The sequence below is a fragment of the Pseudomonas sp. S11P7 genome (genome assembly GCF_023195435.1).
In the GTDB taxonomy this organism is placed as follows: Bacteria; Pseudomonadota; Gammaproteobacteria; order Pseudomonadales; family Pseudomonadaceae; genus Aquipseudomonas; species Aquipseudomonas fluorescens_G.
The window spans coordinates 3,319,971-3,335,567 of record NZ_JALPKS020000002.1 but is presented as its reverse complement, the minus strand read 5'-3'; the positions used below and the strand labels follow the sequence as shown (position 1 = coordinate 3,335,567).

11 protein-coding genes are annotated in these 15,597 nt (G+C 60.5%); 8 read left to right on the top strand and 3 right to left on the bottom strand.

Annotation, left to right across the window (positions count from 1 at the left end; translation table 11 throughout):
• Nucleotides 1-61 precede the first annotated feature (61 nt).
• From M0746_RS15430 to M0746_RS15420, 3 genes are all read left to right on the top strand, one after another.
• On the top strand, nt 62-508 hold the full coding sequence (locus tag M0746_RS15430; RefSeq protein ID WP_258449800.1) for an Hsp20 family protein: 447 nt from the start codon (nt 62-64) through the stop codon (nt 506-508).
• Between the two features lie 187 nt (nt 509-695).
• Nucleotides 696-1,391, top strand: coding sequence for a DUF1266 domain-containing protein (locus tag M0746_RS15425; RefSeq protein WP_258449799.1), 696 nt, complete (start codon nt 696-698; stop codon nt 1,389-1,391).
• Nucleotides 1,388-4,078: a DUF805 domain-containing protein gene (locus M0746_RS15420; protein ID WP_258449798.1), complete on the top strand. Its 2,691-nt coding sequence runs from the start codon at nt 1,388-1,390 to the stop codon at nt 4,076-4,078. The genes M0746_RS15425 and M0746_RS15420 overlap by 4 nt, the downstream gene beginning before the upstream one ends.
• Here the strand turns inward: M0746_RS15420 and M0746_RS15415 are convergent.
• From M0746_RS15415 to M0746_RS15405, 3 genes are all read right to left on the bottom strand, one after another.
• On the bottom strand, nt 4,075-5,766 hold the full coding sequence (locus M0746_RS15415; RefSeq protein ID WP_258449797.1) for a molecular chaperone HscC: 1,692 nt from the start codon (nt 5,764-5,766) through the stop codon (nt 4,075-4,077). The two genes, M0746_RS15420 and M0746_RS15415, sit on opposite strands and share 4 nt — an antisense overlap.
• Nucleotides 5,767-5,856: 90 nt before the next feature.
• Complete coding sequence (locus M0746_RS15410) at nt 5,857-9,135, bottom strand: PAS domain S-box protein (RefSeq protein WP_258449796.1); 3,279 nt, start codon at nt 9,133-9,135, stop codon at nt 5,857-5,859.
• 74 nt (nt 9,136-9,209) lie between these two features.
• Complete coding sequence (locus M0746_RS15405) at nt 9,210-10,094, bottom strand: LysR family transcriptional regulator (RefSeq protein WP_258449795.1); 885 nt, start codon at nt 10,092-10,094, stop codon at nt 9,210-9,212.
• Between the two features lie 139 nt (nt 10,095-10,233).
• Between M0746_RS15405 and leuC the strand changes: the two genes are divergently transcribed.
• The 5 genes from leuC (at nt 10,234) to asd (ending at nt 15,538) form a co-directional block, all read left to right on the top strand.
• Entirely contained in the window at nt 10,234-11,652 is a 1,419-nt protein-coding gene (gene leuC / locus M0746_RS15400) for a 3-isopropylmalate dehydratase large subunit (protein ID WP_258449794.1), read from the top strand.
• A 12-nt stretch (nt 11,653-11,664) separates the two neighbouring features.
• The gene (gene leuD, locus M0746_RS15395; RefSeq protein ID WP_258449793.1) at nt 11,665-12,309 is read left to right on the top strand and encodes a 3-isopropylmalate dehydratase small subunit; all 645 of its coding nucleotides are present in this window, start codon (nt 11,665-11,667) and stop codon (nt 12,307-12,309) included.
• 145 nt (nt 12,310-12,454) lie between these two features.
• Nucleotides 12,455-13,222 carry a class I SAM-dependent methyltransferase gene (locus M0746_RS15390; RefSeq protein ID WP_258449791.1) on the top strand — a complete coding sequence of 256 codons (768 nt, stop codon included), beginning with the start codon at nt 12,455-12,457 and terminating at the stop codon, nt 13,220-13,222.
• Nucleotides 13,223-13,276: 54 nt separating this feature from the next.
• A complete protein-coding gene (gene leuB / locus M0746_RS15385) occupies nt 13,277-14,359 on the top strand; it encodes a 3-isopropylmalate dehydrogenase (protein WP_090282646.1) in 1,083 nt (360 codons plus the stop codon).
• A gap of 66 nt (nt 14,360-14,425) precedes the next feature.
• Entirely contained in the window at nt 14,426-15,538 is a 1,113-nt protein-coding gene (asd, locus tag M0746_RS15380) for an aspartate-semialdehyde dehydrogenase (protein ID WP_039762046.1), read from the top strand.
• Nucleotides 15,539-15,597: the final 59 nt, after the last annotated feature.

Below are 15,597 nucleotides of genomic sequence, written 5' to 3'. Positions count from 1 at the left end.
ATGCCGAATTCGGGTCGCGGAGACACAAAACCTTGCTGATTGTTTTCAGGAGATTTGAATCATGAGTACTGCATTTTCTCTCGCGCCACTGTTCCGTTCCTCGGTAGGTTTCGACCGTTTCAACGACCTGTTCGAAACCGCCCTGCGCAACGAGCCAGGCAGCAGCTACCCACCTTACAACGTCGAAAAACACGGTGATGACCAATACCGTATCGTCGTTGCCGCCGCCGGTTTCCGGGAAGAAGACCTGGAGCTGCAGGTGGAAAAAGGTGTGCTGACCATCAGTGGTGGCAAGCGTGACGCCAACGAAGGTGTGACCTTCCTGCATCAGGGCATCGCCCAGCGTGCGTTCAAGCTGTCGTTCCGTCTGGCCGATCACATCGAGATCAAGGCCGCGGACCTGAGCAACGGCCTGCTGAGCATCGACCTGCTGCGTGTGGTCCCTGAAGAGGCGAAAGCCAAGCGCATTCCAATCAATGGTGCGCAACAGCCGGCGCTGCAGCACTGAGTCATGTGCAGCAACACAATCGTCTGAACTGACGATAAGCCGCTGAACAAAAGGCCCCGATACATCGGGGCCTTTTTGTGGGCGAAGGAAAGCTGACGCGGCGTTTGCTGCTGTTGTCAGGGCTCTTTACAATCTGCGCAGTTTTGCCGACCCCCATTTCGCAGCAGTCGGCCTGGAGCCTTCTTTCATGGACGAGATTCAACAGCGCTGGCTGTGTGCGTTGTCCGCACCCATGGCCGCGCTCAATACCGGCGCCGGGTACGACGACCCCGCGTTCTGCAACGATCGATACATCGACCTCAAAGAGAGTTGGGGTATCGATGATCGCCAGCAATTGTTCGGCATGCTCGAAGCGATGACCGATGACGGCCATGCCAGACACCTCGCTGCGGCCTATCTGGCGTGGCAGCGTTGTTTGCCGAGTGAATGGCAGTCGTTGCTGGATGATCTGAGCCCGCGCGAGCGTGTCCTCCACGAATTTGCCAGCCGCACCTTCGGCAGCTGCGGCCCCGGTGGAATTCTGTCATGGGATTACGGCCGCATGGGATTTCTGTTGCGCTGTGCGGTGCGCAATAACTGGATCGATCTCGCCGAGAGCAACTGGTTGCACAGTCGTCTGGCGTTGAGGGCGCAGTTCCATTACGGCAGCTGGATGGCTTACTTCAATGGCTTTCTGGTGGGACGAACCTTTTGGTGCTGCATGAGCAAAAGCGACGATGAACTGGCGGTCGAGATGAGTCGTGAGGGCACCAGCGCTTTCAACACCAGAATTGCCCGAGGCCTTGCGCAAAACATTCCACATTTTCTCGCCGATCTGCCTTGGCACATGGACATTGATCCGCCGCCTCGTCCGGCATCGCTTGGGGAGTTCGACTGGTCATGAGTTGCTGGATTCGACTGGGCATAGAGCCGACTAACGACGAAACCCTGATTCGCAGCGCCTACCGCGCCCGTTTGCCGGCACATCATCCGGAAACCGACCCGGAAGGTTTTCAGGCGTTACGCATGGCCTACGAGAGCGCCCTGCGTCTGGCCCGTGATGAGGAGGAAGAGGCTGAAGACGAGACCGACACTGCACAAACCAATGTCGTTCGGGCGCCTCAAGCTTTCCTGGATTTCTGTGCGCTGCTGGATGATCCCGCGCGCCGGTTCAATTACGCGGCATGGCAGGCATTCATCCGGACGCTGGATGACTTGTCACTGGAGGTTTTCGATGACCTCAACTGGGGCTTGTACCACCGACTTTCCGGCGCCGGTCCGTTGTCCTACCGTTGTGCGAATCTGTTGGCGCAACGCATGGCCTGGGACCAGCAATTGTTGGATTTGGCATTCGACGATGCGCAAGCGGTAGAAGGCTTTTTGCAGCGCATCAAAACGCCCGACCCGTTCGACACGGATCTGATGAGCGCTTGGTCAGAGCCGGCACAGACCGAGTCGCTGTGGTATGCCCGTAGCCTCGATTTCATATTTACTCAGCGTCCTCTTCACGAGTTCGCAGATTTCGCCAGTCGGCACACGTGTCTGCCGTTGCCCAATGATGCCGCGTACCTCAAGCGTCTGCTGGTGCAGTTCACCCAAGCGGGGATGGGCGCGCTGACATTCCTGCAGTGCTGTGCCGAACAGCACGATGCCGCGCCGGATAACGTCGACTGGCTGTACCTGCTGGCGTGTCAGTACAGTCTGCTGGGGCACGACGATCAAGCGTTTCCATGCTGGATTCGGCTCTGGAGCGAACATCGCCATCCCGCGGCCGAGAGTCGCTTGCTGGAGCTGTGTGCGAAGCGTCAGCCAACCTTTCTGCCGTTGCTGATTCAGGCCTTCGATCGTCTGGAGGACTGCGCCGTTTGGCCGGGCGATCTGGGTGCTGAGTGCCAAATGTATGGCAGTCCGTCACAACGGCCCGAGACGTTGACCCGCTGGTTGGGTGTCGGACGGCTCAAACTTGATACGCTGGCGCAGAGCTTTGTTGATTGGCGCATGGCGGGCGACGAGCTGCCGTTGCTCGCGCAGTTGATCGGCGAAAACCACGACAGCCGTTTGCTGCGTCTGTACCGGCACGCCTGGGCGCTGCATCGCGGTGATTCGGCCTTGTTGCAGCAGATTGTCGACGAACCGCTCCCGGTCGACGCGCTGGAATGCCTGGTTTTGAGCGGCCTCAAGTATCAGGCCAGGCAACATCTGCATTGGCTGGCCAAGGCGCCTGTTGCGCAGGCCATGAGCGCTTTCACTGACTCGCAAACACTTTCACCGCAATTGCCGCTCGCGTTGTCCGAAGGTGCGCTGCATAAAGTTTGTCGTCTGTGGTTGCAGCGCTTGCGGCCCTATAGCGACACGGCTCTTGCACGCATTGCCGACGCGTTCGAACTGAGTGCGGTCAAAGACGGCAATGACCTCTCGGAGCTTGATCTCATGCTCCAGTTGAGTCGGCGCGCGACAGGTTTGCCGCCGATCGGGTTGGGAGCGGCCGCATGGGAGTGGCACGCTCAGACAGTGTTTCTGCTGGCATTGCTGGAGCAACCCGAGCGCTGGCTGCAGTTGATTGATGCACAGTGTCTGGAGCGTTTGCCGTTCAATCCTGCGCATCCTTTGAGCCGACTGCAGCCGCTATTGCGGCGCTTGCTGCGTGAGCAGGGCAATGGCGCCGGTTTGCTGGGTTGGCTGCAGGGTGACGATCCTGTGCACGGTTTGCTGGTGCAACAGTTGTTCAGTGTCGAGCAGGCTCTCGACAGCGCCAGGCTGCCCGCCAATACCCTGCTTTACACCTGCGTCGAAAGCGACCGTGCCGCGTGCGGCGACGATCTGCTGGGCTTGTTGATGTTCTGGGGCGTGCTCTATCACGACCCAAGCCTGGGCGCGGAGCAACATCGGGCATTGTTGCAATCGATCGCAGCGGTCACGTGCGAGGACGACTGGTTCGAAGGTTTTCGTGATGGTCTGATCAAGGGCGAACCGGTGTGGCCGCCGCGCAAGGTATTGGCAGACTTCGGTGTCGACAAACTGTTGACCTACGAGGCGCTGGATGCGCTGAAAAGCTTGATTCGCTACGGCGCTGCGGGTGTGCCAAAAACGCGAGTATTGCGCCAGTTGCAGCAGGGCAAGGATGACGTTGAGAACAGCGTGGGCATGCGCCTGGCCCTGTGTGCGTTGCTCTCTTGGTCGGAACGTTTATTGCTGGCCAACAGTGATGTTCAGCCAGTACCGGCGAAGGCTTTCTGGCGCCTCGGATCGCGGTTGGGGCGCAAGGCTTTTATCGCTCAGGTCGTGGGATGCGTCGTGACAGCACCGATAGCCGGGCTGATAACGGGTACGACGATCGGCGGGATTATCATCTTGTTGCTGGGCGTTCTACTGTTGTTCGCGGCCGTGCTGCGACGGTTGCATGACATGGGCCGTGGTATTCCCACGCTGCTGATATTTCTTGGGCTGTCGCCGTTTCTGCCATTCCTGCCGCTGGTGTTGTTCGGGTTTCCCGGAGACAAGTTGCCCAATCGTTATGGCGTGCCGCCGGACAGCGGGGAAGATATGTTGTCCGGCGGGCTGCAAGCGGCTTTACGACGACTGAATGGCTAAAGACGCAGCTCATCCAGTGCGTCATTCAGCGCAGAGCGCTGGTTGGCGATCTCGGCGGATTGCTGGCCGCCGAGCACTGTGGTGAAGCTGTGCAACCATTCGGCAATCTGCTCGCGCTGGCTGCCCAGACTTTGCATCCATGCTCGCTCCAGCCGCGCCAGTAACGTACGGTTGGGCAAAGCGTCGCGTGGGTGCACTTTCAGCGTCGAAAGACGATCGTGGCTGGCCTCCCGGTCCTGTTCGTCCAGACCGGTGGGGCTGCGGTCGATGATGTGGCTGTGACGTTCGCCTGTGTTGAGCAGCGTGACGTCAACTTCAAGCAGGCCATTGATGTCATAGCTGAAACGCACGTCCAGCGCTTGTATGTCTTCGCTGGGCTGCAAGGCGACATCGAAGGCATCAATCAGAATGTTGTCGCGTACCCATGGCCGCTCACCCTGGTAAACCGCAATCCGGATCAACGCTTGCCGTGGATGAGCTGTGTAGTAACGCTCGACTCTAGAGGTCGGAATAATGGTGTTGCGTTCTATGATTGGCGAAAAGGCGCCTTCGATGCCTTTGCCGCGCAGGGTTTCGATCCCCAGCGTATAAGGACAGACATCCGTCAGAATCAACTCCTCGACCGCACCGTCGCGCGCCTTGCACGCTGCCTGCGTCGCCGCGCCCAGCGCGACGATGGTGTCCGGATCGAGATGCCGGTAAGGCAGGCGCCCGAACAGCGTGGCGACCATTTGTTGCACCGCCGGCATGCGCGTTGCGCCACCGACCAGGACCAGGCTGTCGAGGTCGCGCGGTTTTAACCGGGCATCGCGCAGGGCCTGTTCGATCGGTGCGCGCAAGCGGGCGAGCAGTGGTTCCCAGATCTTTACGGCGGTGGCTTCGTCCAGCGCCCATTCGAACGTCTGCTCGGCCTGGCGCCAGCTCAACTGTTGGGTGCCTTCGCCGAGCTTGCGCTTGAGCTGTTCCAGCGCATCACCGAGCCTGGCCATGGCTTGCGCATCGATCTGCGTCGCGTCCAGTTGCCAGTGCTTGAGGCAGGCCTGCAACAGGGCGGCAGTGAAGTCTTCGCCGCCGAGAAAATTGTCGCCGGTGGAGGCGTGCACTTCGATCAGCGGCAACGCATATTCCAGCACCGTGACGTCGAAGGTGCCGCCACCCAGATCGAAAATCAGCGTGCGTTCGAACTTCTGCTCGTGCAGCCCGTACGCCATGGCGGCAGCGGTCGGTTCATTGATCAGGCGGGTCACAGACAGTCCGGCCAGTTCGGCGGCAAACAAGGTGCGCTTGCGCTGCTCGTCGCTGAAATACGCCGGGACGGAAATGACCGCTTCCGAGACCGCGTGGCCGAGGAAAGCTTCAGCGTCTTGCTTGAGCGAGCCGAGCACCAGCGCCGACAACTCTTCGGGGCTGAAGAGGCGGGCGCCGAGGCGGATTTGCCTGTCGCTGCCCATGAAACGTTTGAACGCGGCGGCGCTGCGTTCCGGGTGCGTGGTCAGGCGGGCGCGGGCGGCTGCGCCGACCAGAATCGTATCGTCTTCATCGAGACTGACGACCGACGGTGTCAGTACCTCGCCGAGTGCGTTGGGGATCAGCTCGGCGCGGCCTTCTCGCCAGATGGCGATCAAACTGTTGGTAGTGCCAAGGTCGATGCCCAGCAGGGCCGGGCGGGTGAGGGTTGCATCCTGCATGGTTGCTCTCGAAACGGCGCAAAACCGCGACCCTACAGGCTGGCGCAAATCATGGCAATTGTTGCTCTGTTGCCATTTGCTGGCGGTCGCTCAGGGCAGCAACCTTTTCAGATCCTCCAGGGCCACCGGCCGACTGTGCAGATACCCCTGATACAAATGACAGCCCAGCCCCTGCAAGAACGCCAGCTGCTCCGGCGTTTCCACACCTTCGGCAATCACCTCAAGTTCGAGGCTACGCGCCATGGCGACAATCGCACGGATGATCTCGGCGTCGTTCGGGTCGGTGGTCGCGTCGCGGATGAATGACTGGTCGATTTTCAACGTGTCCACCGGCAAGCGTTTGAGGTAAGTCAGCGATGAATAACCGGTGCCGAAATCGTCCATGGCAAAACTCACGCCGAGCTTTTTCAAGCGGCGCATCTTGCCGATGGTGTCTTCCAGATTCTGGATGACGATGCCTTCGGTGATTTCCAGTTTCAGCAGCGAGCAGGGCAGGCCGTGGCTGGTCATGCTGTGTTCGATGCGTTCGACGAAATCGTTCTGGCGGAACTGTCGTGGACTGATGTTCACGCACAGGCTGAAATCGAGTGGGTCAACCAGCCGCAGCGCGATCAGTTGTTTGAAGGCATTGCAGGCTTCGTCGAGGATCCAGGTGCCGACTTCGAGAATCAGCCCGCTGTCCTCCAGCACCTTGATGAACTCGGTGGGCGATTGCGCGCCCAGCTGCGGATGGTTCCAGCGCACCAGCGCTTCGGCGCCAATGATGCGGTTGTCGCGCGCATCGACTTGCGGCTGAAAATGCACATTGAACTCGCCGCGTGACAGCGCCAGACGCAAGTCGGTCTCCATGCGCAGCCGCTCGCTCGCGGCTTTCTGCATGGTGTTGTGGTACATCTGCGTGGTGTTGCGCCCGGAGTCCTTGGCCCGATACAGGGCAATGTCAGCGCGTTTGAGCAGGTCGGTCGGCGTCGAGCCGTGATCGGGAATCAGTGCTACACCGATGCTCGGCGTCACTTGCAGGCGCTGACCGTCGAGAAACATCGGCTCGGAGAGCAATTCGCGAATGGTGTCAGCCAGCGCGCGCACCTGTTCGCTGACGTCGCTGCGCGAGCCTTCGAGACCGCTCAGCAGCACGACGAATTCGTCGCCACCGAGGCGCGCGACCGTGTCTTCCATGCGCACGCTGGCTTCGAGGCGCGCGGTGATGATTTTCAGCACGGTGTCGCCGACCGGATGCCCCAGCGAATCGTTGATGTGCTTGAAGTGGTCAAGATCGAGAAACAGCAGGGCGCCGCGCAGGTTATGGCGCTTGAGCAGCGCGATCTGCTGGCTCAGGCGATCCATCAGCAAGGCGCGGTTGGGCAGGTTGGTCAGTGGGTCGTGATAGGCCAGATGGCGGATCTGCGCTTCGGCGTTTTTCAGCAGGCTGACATCGCGCGCGGTCAGCAGCAGGCAGGCGGTTTCGTTGAGGGTGATCGGCTCGACCGAGACCTCGACGGTCAGCAATTCCCCGCGCTTGTTACGCCCGAGCATTTCCTGATGATGCACGCGCCCCTTGATCTGCAACTCGGCGAGCAATGCCGAGCGCTGTTTTTCCTCGGCCCAGATGCCGACCTGATACACGGTTTTGCCCACCACTTCGTCGGCGCGATAGCCGGTCAGGCGGCAAAAACCGTCGTTGACCTCCAGATAACGTCCGGTATCGCGCTCGGTGATGGTGATGGCGTCCGGGCTGGAATGAAACGCCTTGGCAAACTTTTCCTCGCTGGCCTTCAGCGCCGCTTCGGAGCGCTGTTGCTGAGTGATATCGCGCAACGTGGTAACGATGCACGGCTGATTGCCAACGCTGATCTGCCGACTGGAAATCACACAGGTCAGCGACTGGCCGTCCTTGTGCTGGACGATGATCGCGACATTACTCAAACCCTGCTCACGAATGACCCGTTCAATGCGTTGCAGGCTTTTTGCCGAGGCGTCCCACAGGCCGATTTCTTCGGCGGTGTGGCCAATTACGTCAGCGGCGCTCCAGCCGAACGTCTGGGTGAAACTGGAGTTGATCTCGATGAACTGGCCGGTTTCCTGGCGGGTGACGCAGATCGGGTCCGGGCTGACCTGAAACAGCGTGGCGAATTTTTCTTCCGAGGCCACCAGGCGCTGCTCGCGCTCAACCTGATCGGTGATGTCCAGCAGCGTCCCGGCCATGCGCAGCGGCGCGCCATTGTCATCGCGATACAGGCGCGCGCGGCTTTCCAGATAACGCGAGCTGCCGTCCGGCAGTTGTACTCGATACGTCAGTTGATAATTGCCCGCCGGGCCTTCGCGCAGGCTGCGGTAGGCATCGCGCATGCTGTCGCGCTCTTCGCCGGGCACACCTTCGAAAAACGCCTCGAATGATTCATGAAACGGAATCGGGTCGAGCCCGTGCAATTGCGCGGCCCGTGCCGAGCCGTAGAGCATGCCGCTGGGGATGTGCCAGTCCCAGGTGCCGAGCTGCGCCGAATCGAGCGCCAGGTCGAGGCGTTCCTGGCTGTCTTTCAGGGCCAGCTCGGCGGCTTTGCGTTCGGTGGTGTCGAGGAAAGTGCTGAGCAGGTACGGCTGGCCTTCGAGTTCGACTTTCTGTGCACTGAGAATGCCGTCATGCACCTGGCCATTGCTGGCGCGAAACTGCACTTCCATGCTGATCAGTTCGCCCTTGGCCTTGGTTTTTTTCACCAGTTCGGCGCGCTGCTCGGGATGCACCCACAGGCCAAGTTCGAGGGTGGTTCGACCAATGGCATTCTGCACTGGCCAGCCGAACAGACTTTCAAAGTATTGATTGGCTTCGCTGATCAAGCCGTCTTCCTGACGGGTCAGCAGCACCATGTTGGGGCACAGGTGGAAAAGTGTGGCGAAACGTTTTTCCGAGCTGCTCAGCGCCTGTTCACGTTGACGCTGGTGGGTGATTTCGCGAATCACCCCGATCATTCGGGGGCGGCCGTTTTTGTCCGGCAGCAGGCTGCCATTGATTTCCAGCCAGTGCAGGCTGCCGTCGGGCCAGCGGATGCGGTGATGCATCGCCTGTTCCAGTGGCGCCCCGGCGATCACTGCGTGGAAGGCCCGAACGGTTTTGGCCCGGTCCTCCGGTGGCAGCAGATCAAGATATTCCAGATCTTCGGGCAACGGTTGCCGCGGATCGAAGCCGAACAGGGCCTGGGTGCCGCGCGACCAGCTGATCTGCCCGCGCTCAATGTCCCAGTACCAGGCGCCGAGCCGGGCGCCGTTGAGCGCCGCCAGCAATTGCGGCGCGCTTTCCCAGCTCTGCTCGGAGTGGCGCGGGTCAATCGCCTGGATACGCGGCATCGGCGGAGTTCGGTCAACAGATTTCGGCATTGTGGACAGGCCTTGAGCGGATGGTGGCGTTAGGCACAGCAATCGCGGCTCTACAGGAGTAGCACAAGTCGGCCTCAAGTCCCTGGCAGATCGGTTTGTGCATCCAGCAAGGCCATGAAGGCTCTTGCCGCGTTCGAGAGCGTCCGTTCGGTGTGCAGGATATAGCCTAGCTGGCGACTGAGCTGTATGCCCGGCAATGCGATGCTTGCCACTTGCTCATCCAGCATGGTGCGCGGCAACACGCTCCAGGCCAGGCCGATCGAGACCATCATTTTGATGGTTTCCAGATAATTGGTGCTCATGGCGATGTTTGGCGTCAGGCCCTGGGCCTCGAATAGCCGCTGGACGATGTGGTGGGTAAAAGTGTTGCCGCCGGGGAAAACTGCCGGATGGCCGGCAATGTCGATCAGACTGACGGCGCCGTTATTGATCAGCGAGTGCTCCGGGGCGACCACGAAATCCAGCGGGTCGTCCCAGACTGGCGTCGCCCTCACCAGTGCATGCGGCTCCGGCGCGAGGGTGATGACGGCCAGTTCAGCGCGACCGTGGAGAATCTCTTCGTAGGCCACTTCCGAATCGAGGAACTGAATATCCAGCGCGACCTGTGGGTAGCGGCGAGTAAATTCCCTTAATAAGGGCGGTAAACGATGCAGGCCGATGTGGTGACTGGTGGCCAGGGTCAGGCGGCCGCTGACTTCGCCGGTCAGGTTGGTCAGGGCGCGGCGGGTGTCATCCAGCACGTTGAGGATCTGATAAGCCCGTGGCAGCAGGGCGCGGCCGGCCTCGGTCAGGCCGACTTCACGGCCCAAACGGTCGAACAGGCGCACCTTCAATTGCTGCTCCAGCCCGGCGATGCGCTTGCTGATCGCCGGTTGGGTCAAGTGCAGACGCTCGCCAGCGCCGGAGAAGCTGCCGGTCTCGGCGATGGCAATAAAAGCATTCAGGTTGGCCAGATCCATTTAGTATTCCAGTCGGTTATCCAAAGCATAAAAAATATGAATTTGAGTTATTTAATCTAACCCCATAGGATCGGCCTCACAAGCCAAAGGGTTATTGATAAGCCCAGGGCATAGAAACAAGCTGATGAGGAACCGTCTGATGGCCGGCAAAACGCTGTACGACAAGCTCTGGGATTCGCATTTGGTCAAGCAGCGCGACGATGGCTCTGCGCTGATCTACATCGACCGTCACATCATTCACGAAGTGACCTCGCCGCAAGCCTTCGAAGGCCTGCGTCTGGCCGGGCGCAAGCCGTGGCGCATCGATGCCAACATCGCGACCCCGGACCACAACGTACCGACCACGCCAGAGCGCAAGGGTGGAATCGAAGCCATTGCCGACCAGGTCTCGCGCTTGCAGGTGCAGACCCTCGACGACAACTGTGATGAATACGGCATCGTCGAGTTCAAGATGAATGACGTGCGCCAGGGCATCGTCCACGTCATCAGCCCGGAGCAGGGCGCGACCTTGCCGGGCATGACCGTGGTTTGCGGCGACTCGCACACCTCGACTCACGGTGCCTTCGGCGCGTTGGCTCACGGTATCGGCACTTCCGAGGTCGAGCATGTGCTCGCCACTCAGTGCCTGGTCGCCAAGAAAATGAAAAACATGCTGGTGCGCGTCGAAGGGCAATTGCCGTTCGGCGTGACCGCCAAGGACATCGTCCTCGCGGTGATCGGCAAGATCGGCACTGCTGGCGGTAATGGCCATGCGATCGAATTTGCCGGCAGCGCGATTCGCGATCTGTCCGTCGAAGGCCGCATGACCATTTGCAACATGTCCATCGAAGCCGGCGCTCGCGTGGGGCTGGTGGCGGCGGATCAGAAAACCATCGACTACGTGAAGGGTCGTCCATTCGCACCGAAAGGCGCGCAGTGGGACATGGCCGTCGAAGCGTGGAAAGATCTGGTCTCCGACGCCGATGCGCAGTTCGACACCGTGGTTGAGCTCGACGCCACGCAGATCAAGCCGCAAGTCAGCTGGGGCACTTCGCCGGAAATGGTTCTGGCCGTTGATCAGAACGTGCCGGACCCGGCCAAAGAGATGGATCTGGTCAAGCGCGACTCGATCGTCCGCGCCCTGAAATACATGGGTCTGACCGCCAATCAGGCGATCACCGACATTCAGCTCGACCGCGTATTCATCGGTTCCTGCACCAACTCGCGGATCGAAGACTTGCGCGCCGCGGCGGTGATCGCCAAGGGCCGCAAGGTGGCGTCGACCATCAAGCAAGCGATCGTCGTGCCGGGCTCCGGTCTGGTCAAGGCGCAGGCGGAAGCCGAAGGCCTCGACAAGATTTTCCTCGAAGCCGGTTTCGAATGGCGTGAGCCGGGTTGCTCGATGTGCCTGGCGATGAACCCGGACCGTTTGGAGTCCGGCGAGCATTGCGCCTCGACCTCCAACCGCAACTTTGAAGGCCGTCAAGGCGCCGGTGGCCGTACCCACCTGGTCAGCCCGGCCATGGCCGCGGCGGCAGCGGTGAACGGTCGTTTCGTCGACGTTCGTGAATTGATCTAAAAGGAGCGCAGCATGAAAGCTTTTACCCAGCACACTGGTCTTGTCGCGCCTCTGGATCGTGCCAACGTCGACACCGATCAGATCATTCCCAAGCAGTTTTTGAAGTCGATCAAGCGCACCGGTTTCGGTCCGAACCTGTTCGACGAGTGGCGTTACCTCGACGTTGGCCAGCCGTACCAGGACAACTCCAAGCGCCCGCTGAACCAGGATTTTGTGCTCAACGCCGAGCGTTATCAGGGCGCCAGCGTATTGCTCGCGCGTGAGAATTTCGGTTGCGGCTCCAGCCGCGAGCACGCGCCGTGGGCGCTGGAAGAATACGGTTTCCGTAGCATCATCGCGCCGAGCTACGCCGACATCTTCTTCAACAACAGTTTCAAGAATGGCTTGCTGCCGATCATCCTCAGCGATGCCGAAGTCGATGAATTGTTTAAGCAGGTTGAGGCTGAGCCGGGTTATCAATTGCAGATCGACCTGCAAGCGCAAACCGTGACCCGCCCTGATGGCAAGGTGTACCGTTTTGAGATCGATGCGTTTCGCAAGCACTGCCTGCTGAACGGGCTCGATGATATCGGCCTGACCTTGCAGGACGGCGATGCGATTGCCACGTTCGAAGCGAAGCACCGGGTGAGTCAGCCTTGGTTGTTTCGCGACGCGTGATTGATTCGAGGCTGATGTAGTCAGGGAGGGCCCCATCGCTGGCAAGCCAGCTCCCACAGGTTTTGTGAACACCGCAAATCACTGTGGGAGCTGGCTTGCCAGCGATGAGGCCGGAACAGGCACCACAAAATCAAAGGGAAGTCCCATGACCAGCACCGTCCAGCACACCCAGGTCGTCCAGAAGCAATTCGGCGAACAGGCCGCCGCTTACCTGAGCAGCGCCGTTCACGCGCAGGGCAGTGAATTTGCCCTGCTGCAGGCCGAGCTGGCCGGGCAGGGCGCGGCGCGGGTGCTGGACCTGGGCTGCGGCGCCGGTCATGTGAGTTTTCATGTCGCGCCGCTGGTCAGCGAAGTGGTGGCGTACGATCTGTCGCAGCAGATGCTCGACGTGGTCGCCGCCGCTGCGGCCGAACGCGGGATGGGCAATATTTCCACGGTCAACGGCGCCGCCGAGCGTTTGCCGTTCGCCGATGGCGAGTTCGATTTTGTGTTCAGCCGTTATTCGGCGCATCACTGGAGCGACCTCGGCGTGGCCCTGCGTGAGGTGCGGCGGGTGCTGAAGCCTGGCGGTGTTGCGGCGTTCGTGGACGTATTGTCCCCGGGCACTCCGCTGTTCGACACTTACCTGCAAAGCGTCGAAGTGCTGCGCGACACCAGCCACGTGCGCGATTACTCCGCCGCCGAGTGGCTGCGCCAGGTCAGCGAGGCCGGGCTGCATGTGCGCAGCACCACGCGTCAGCGCCTGCGGCTGGAGTACACCAGCTGGGTTGAGCGCATGCGCACCCCCGAGGTGATGCGCGCCGCGATTGTTCAGTTGCAACAATCGATGGGCAACGAAGTGCGCGAATATTTCGAAATTGAGGCCGACGGCTCCTTCAGTACCGATGTGATTGTGTTGATGGCCGAGCGATAAGCATTTTTCCGGGCGCGCCGGTGAAGGCGCACCGATTGAAGACACGAGGAAAGCATGAGCAAGCAGATTCTGATTCTCCCAGGTGACGGTATTGGTCCGGAAATCATGGCCGAAGCGGTCAAGGTGCTGGAATTGGCCAACGACAAGTACAGCCTGGGTTTCGAGCTGAGCCACGACGTGATCGGTGGCGCGGCCATCGACAAGCACGGCGTGCCATTGGCCGACGAAACCCTCGACCGCGCCCGCGCTGCCGATGCCGTACTGCTGGGCGCCGTCGGTGGTCCGAAATGGGACACCATCGAGCGTGACATCCGTCCTGAGCGCGGTCTGCTGAAAATCCGTGCGCAACTGGGCCTGTTCGGCAACCTGCGTCCGGCGATTCTGTACCCGCAACTGGCTGATGCTTCGAGCCTGAAGCCGGAAATCGTTGCCGGTCTGGACATCCTGATCGTTCGCGAATTGACCGGCGGCATCTACTTCGGCGCGCCGCGCGGCACCCGTACGCTGGACAACGGCGAGCGTCAGTCCTACGACACCCTGCCATACAGCGAAAGCGAAATCCGCCGCATTGCCCGTGTCGGTTTCGACATGGCCATGGTCCGTGGCAAGAAGCTCTGCTCGGTGGACAAGGCCAACGTGCTGGCGTCCAGCCAACTGTGGCGCGAAGTGGTCGAGCAAGTGGCCAAAGACTATCCAGAAGTCGAGCTGAGCCACATGTACGTCGACAACGCCGCCATGCAACTGGTGCGCGCGCCGAAGCAGTTCGACGTGATCGTCACCGACAACATGTTCGGCGACATTCTCTCTGACGAAGCGTCGATGCTCACCGGCTCCATCGGCATGCTGCCGTCGGCCTCGCTGGATTCCAACAACAAGGGCATGTACGAGCCTTGCCACGGTTCCGCACCGGACATCGCCGGCCAAGGCATTGCCAACCCATTGGCGACCATTCTGTCGGTATCGATGATGCTGCGTTACAGCTTCAATCTGCACGACGCCGCCGATGCCATCGAGAAAGCCGTCAGCGTCGTGCTCGATCAGGGCTTGCGCACTGGCGATATCCATTCGGCCGGTTGTACCAAAGTCGGTACGCAGCAAATGGGCGACGCAGTAGTCGCCGCGCTGCGGAATCTGTAATCTCTCGGGCCCGCTGCGAAATTCAATACAAAGCAGCGGCCCACTTTTCAAGAAGGTGTAGTTGCGATGAAACGTGTAGGTCTGATCGGTTGGCGCGGGATGGTCGGTTCCGTGCTCATGCAGCGGATGCTGGAAGAGCAGGATTTCGATCTAATCGAGCCGGTGTTTTTCACCACGTCCAATGTCGGTGGCCAAGGCCCGTCGGTGGGCAAGGACATTGCTCCGCTCAAGGATGCTTACAGCATTGACGAGTTGAAGACCCTCGACGTGATCCTGACCTGCCAGGGCGGCGACTACACCAGCGAAGTATTCCCCAAGCTGCGCGAAGCCGGCTGGCAGGGTTACTGGATCGACGCGGCCTCCAGCCTGCGCATGAACGATGACGCGGTGATCATTCTCGACCCGGTCAACCGCAAGGTCATTGATCAGCAACTGGATGCCGGCACCAAGAACTACATCGGTGGCAACTGCACCGTCAGCTTGATGCTGATGGGCCTGGGCGGTCTGTTCGAGGCCGGTCTGGTCGAGTGGATGAGCGCCATGACTTATCAGGCGGCCTCCGGGGCCGGCGCGCAGAACATGCGTGAACTGATCAAGCAGATGGGCGCGACCCACGCCGCTGTCGCCGATCAACTGGCCGACCCGGCCAGCGCGATCCTCGACATCGACCGTCGCGTGGCTGACGCCATGCGCAGCGAAGCGTACCCGACCGAAAACTTCGGCGTACCGCTGGCCGGCAGCCTGATCCCGTGGATCGACAAGGAACTGCCAAACGGTCAGAGCCGCGAAGAGTGGAAGGCCCAGGCCGAGACCAACAAGATTCTCGGTCGCTTCAAGAGTCCGATCCCGGTCGACGGTATCTGCGTGCGCATCGGCGCCATGCGTTGCCATAGCCAGGCGCTGACCATCAAGCTCAACAAGGATGTGCCGATCGCTGATATCGAAGGGCTGATCAGTCAGCACAACCCTTGGGTCAAGCTGGTGCCGAATAACCGTGAGATCAGCATGCAGGAGCTGAGCCCGACCAAGGTCACCGGCACTCTGAATGTACCGGTTGGGCGTCTGCGCAAGCTGAACATGGGTTCGCAGTTTGTCGGCGCGTTTACCGTGGGCGATCAGTTGTTGTGGGGTGCGGCGGAACCGCTGCGTCGCATGCTGCGGATTTTGCTTGAGCGTTGATTGGTTGATGTGATGAAGAAGCCCGCGCCTTTTTTGAGGTGCGGGTTTTTTTGTCGGGT

Coding starts and splice junctions, on each gene's coding strand:
- M0746_RS15425 (WP_258449799.1), top strand. CDS start 696: ATGGACGAGATTCAACAGCGCTGGCTGTGTGCGTTGTCCGCACCCATG.
- M0746_RS15390 (WP_258449791.1), top strand. CDS start 12,455: ATGACCAGCACCGTCCAGCACACCCAGGTCGTCCAGAAGCAATTCGGC.
- M0746_RS15420 (WP_258449798.1), top strand. CDS start 1,388: ATGAGTTGCTGGATTCGACTGGGCATAGAGCCGACTAACGACGAAACC.
- leuC (WP_258449794.1), top strand. CDS start 10,234: ATGGCCGGCAAAACGCTGTACGACAAGCTCTGGGATTCGCATTTGGTC.
- leuD (WP_258449793.1), top strand. CDS start 11,665: ATGAAAGCTTTTACCCAGCACACTGGTCTTGTCGCGCCTCTGGATCGT.
- M0746_RS15410 (WP_258449796.1), bottom strand. CDS start 9,135: ATGCCGAAATCTGTTGACCGAACTCCGCCGATGCCGCGTATCCAGGCG.
- M0746_RS15430 (WP_258449800.1), top strand. CDS start 62: ATGAGTACTGCATTTTCTCTCGCGCCACTGTTCCGTTCCTCGGTAGGT.
- M0746_RS15405 (WP_258449795.1), bottom strand. CDS start 10,094: ATGGATCTGGCCAACCTGAATGCTTTTATTGCCATCGCCGAGACCGGC.
- leuB (WP_090282646.1), top strand. CDS start 13,277: ATGAGCAAGCAGATTCTGATTCTCCCAGGTGACGGTATTGGTCCGGAA.
- asd (WP_039762046.1), top strand. CDS start 14,426: ATGAAACGTGTAGGTCTGATCGGTTGGCGCGGGATGGTCGGTTCCGTG.
- M0746_RS15415 (WP_258449797.1), bottom strand. CDS start 5,766: ATGCAGGATGCAACCCTCACCCGCCCGGCCCTGCTGGGCATCGACCTT.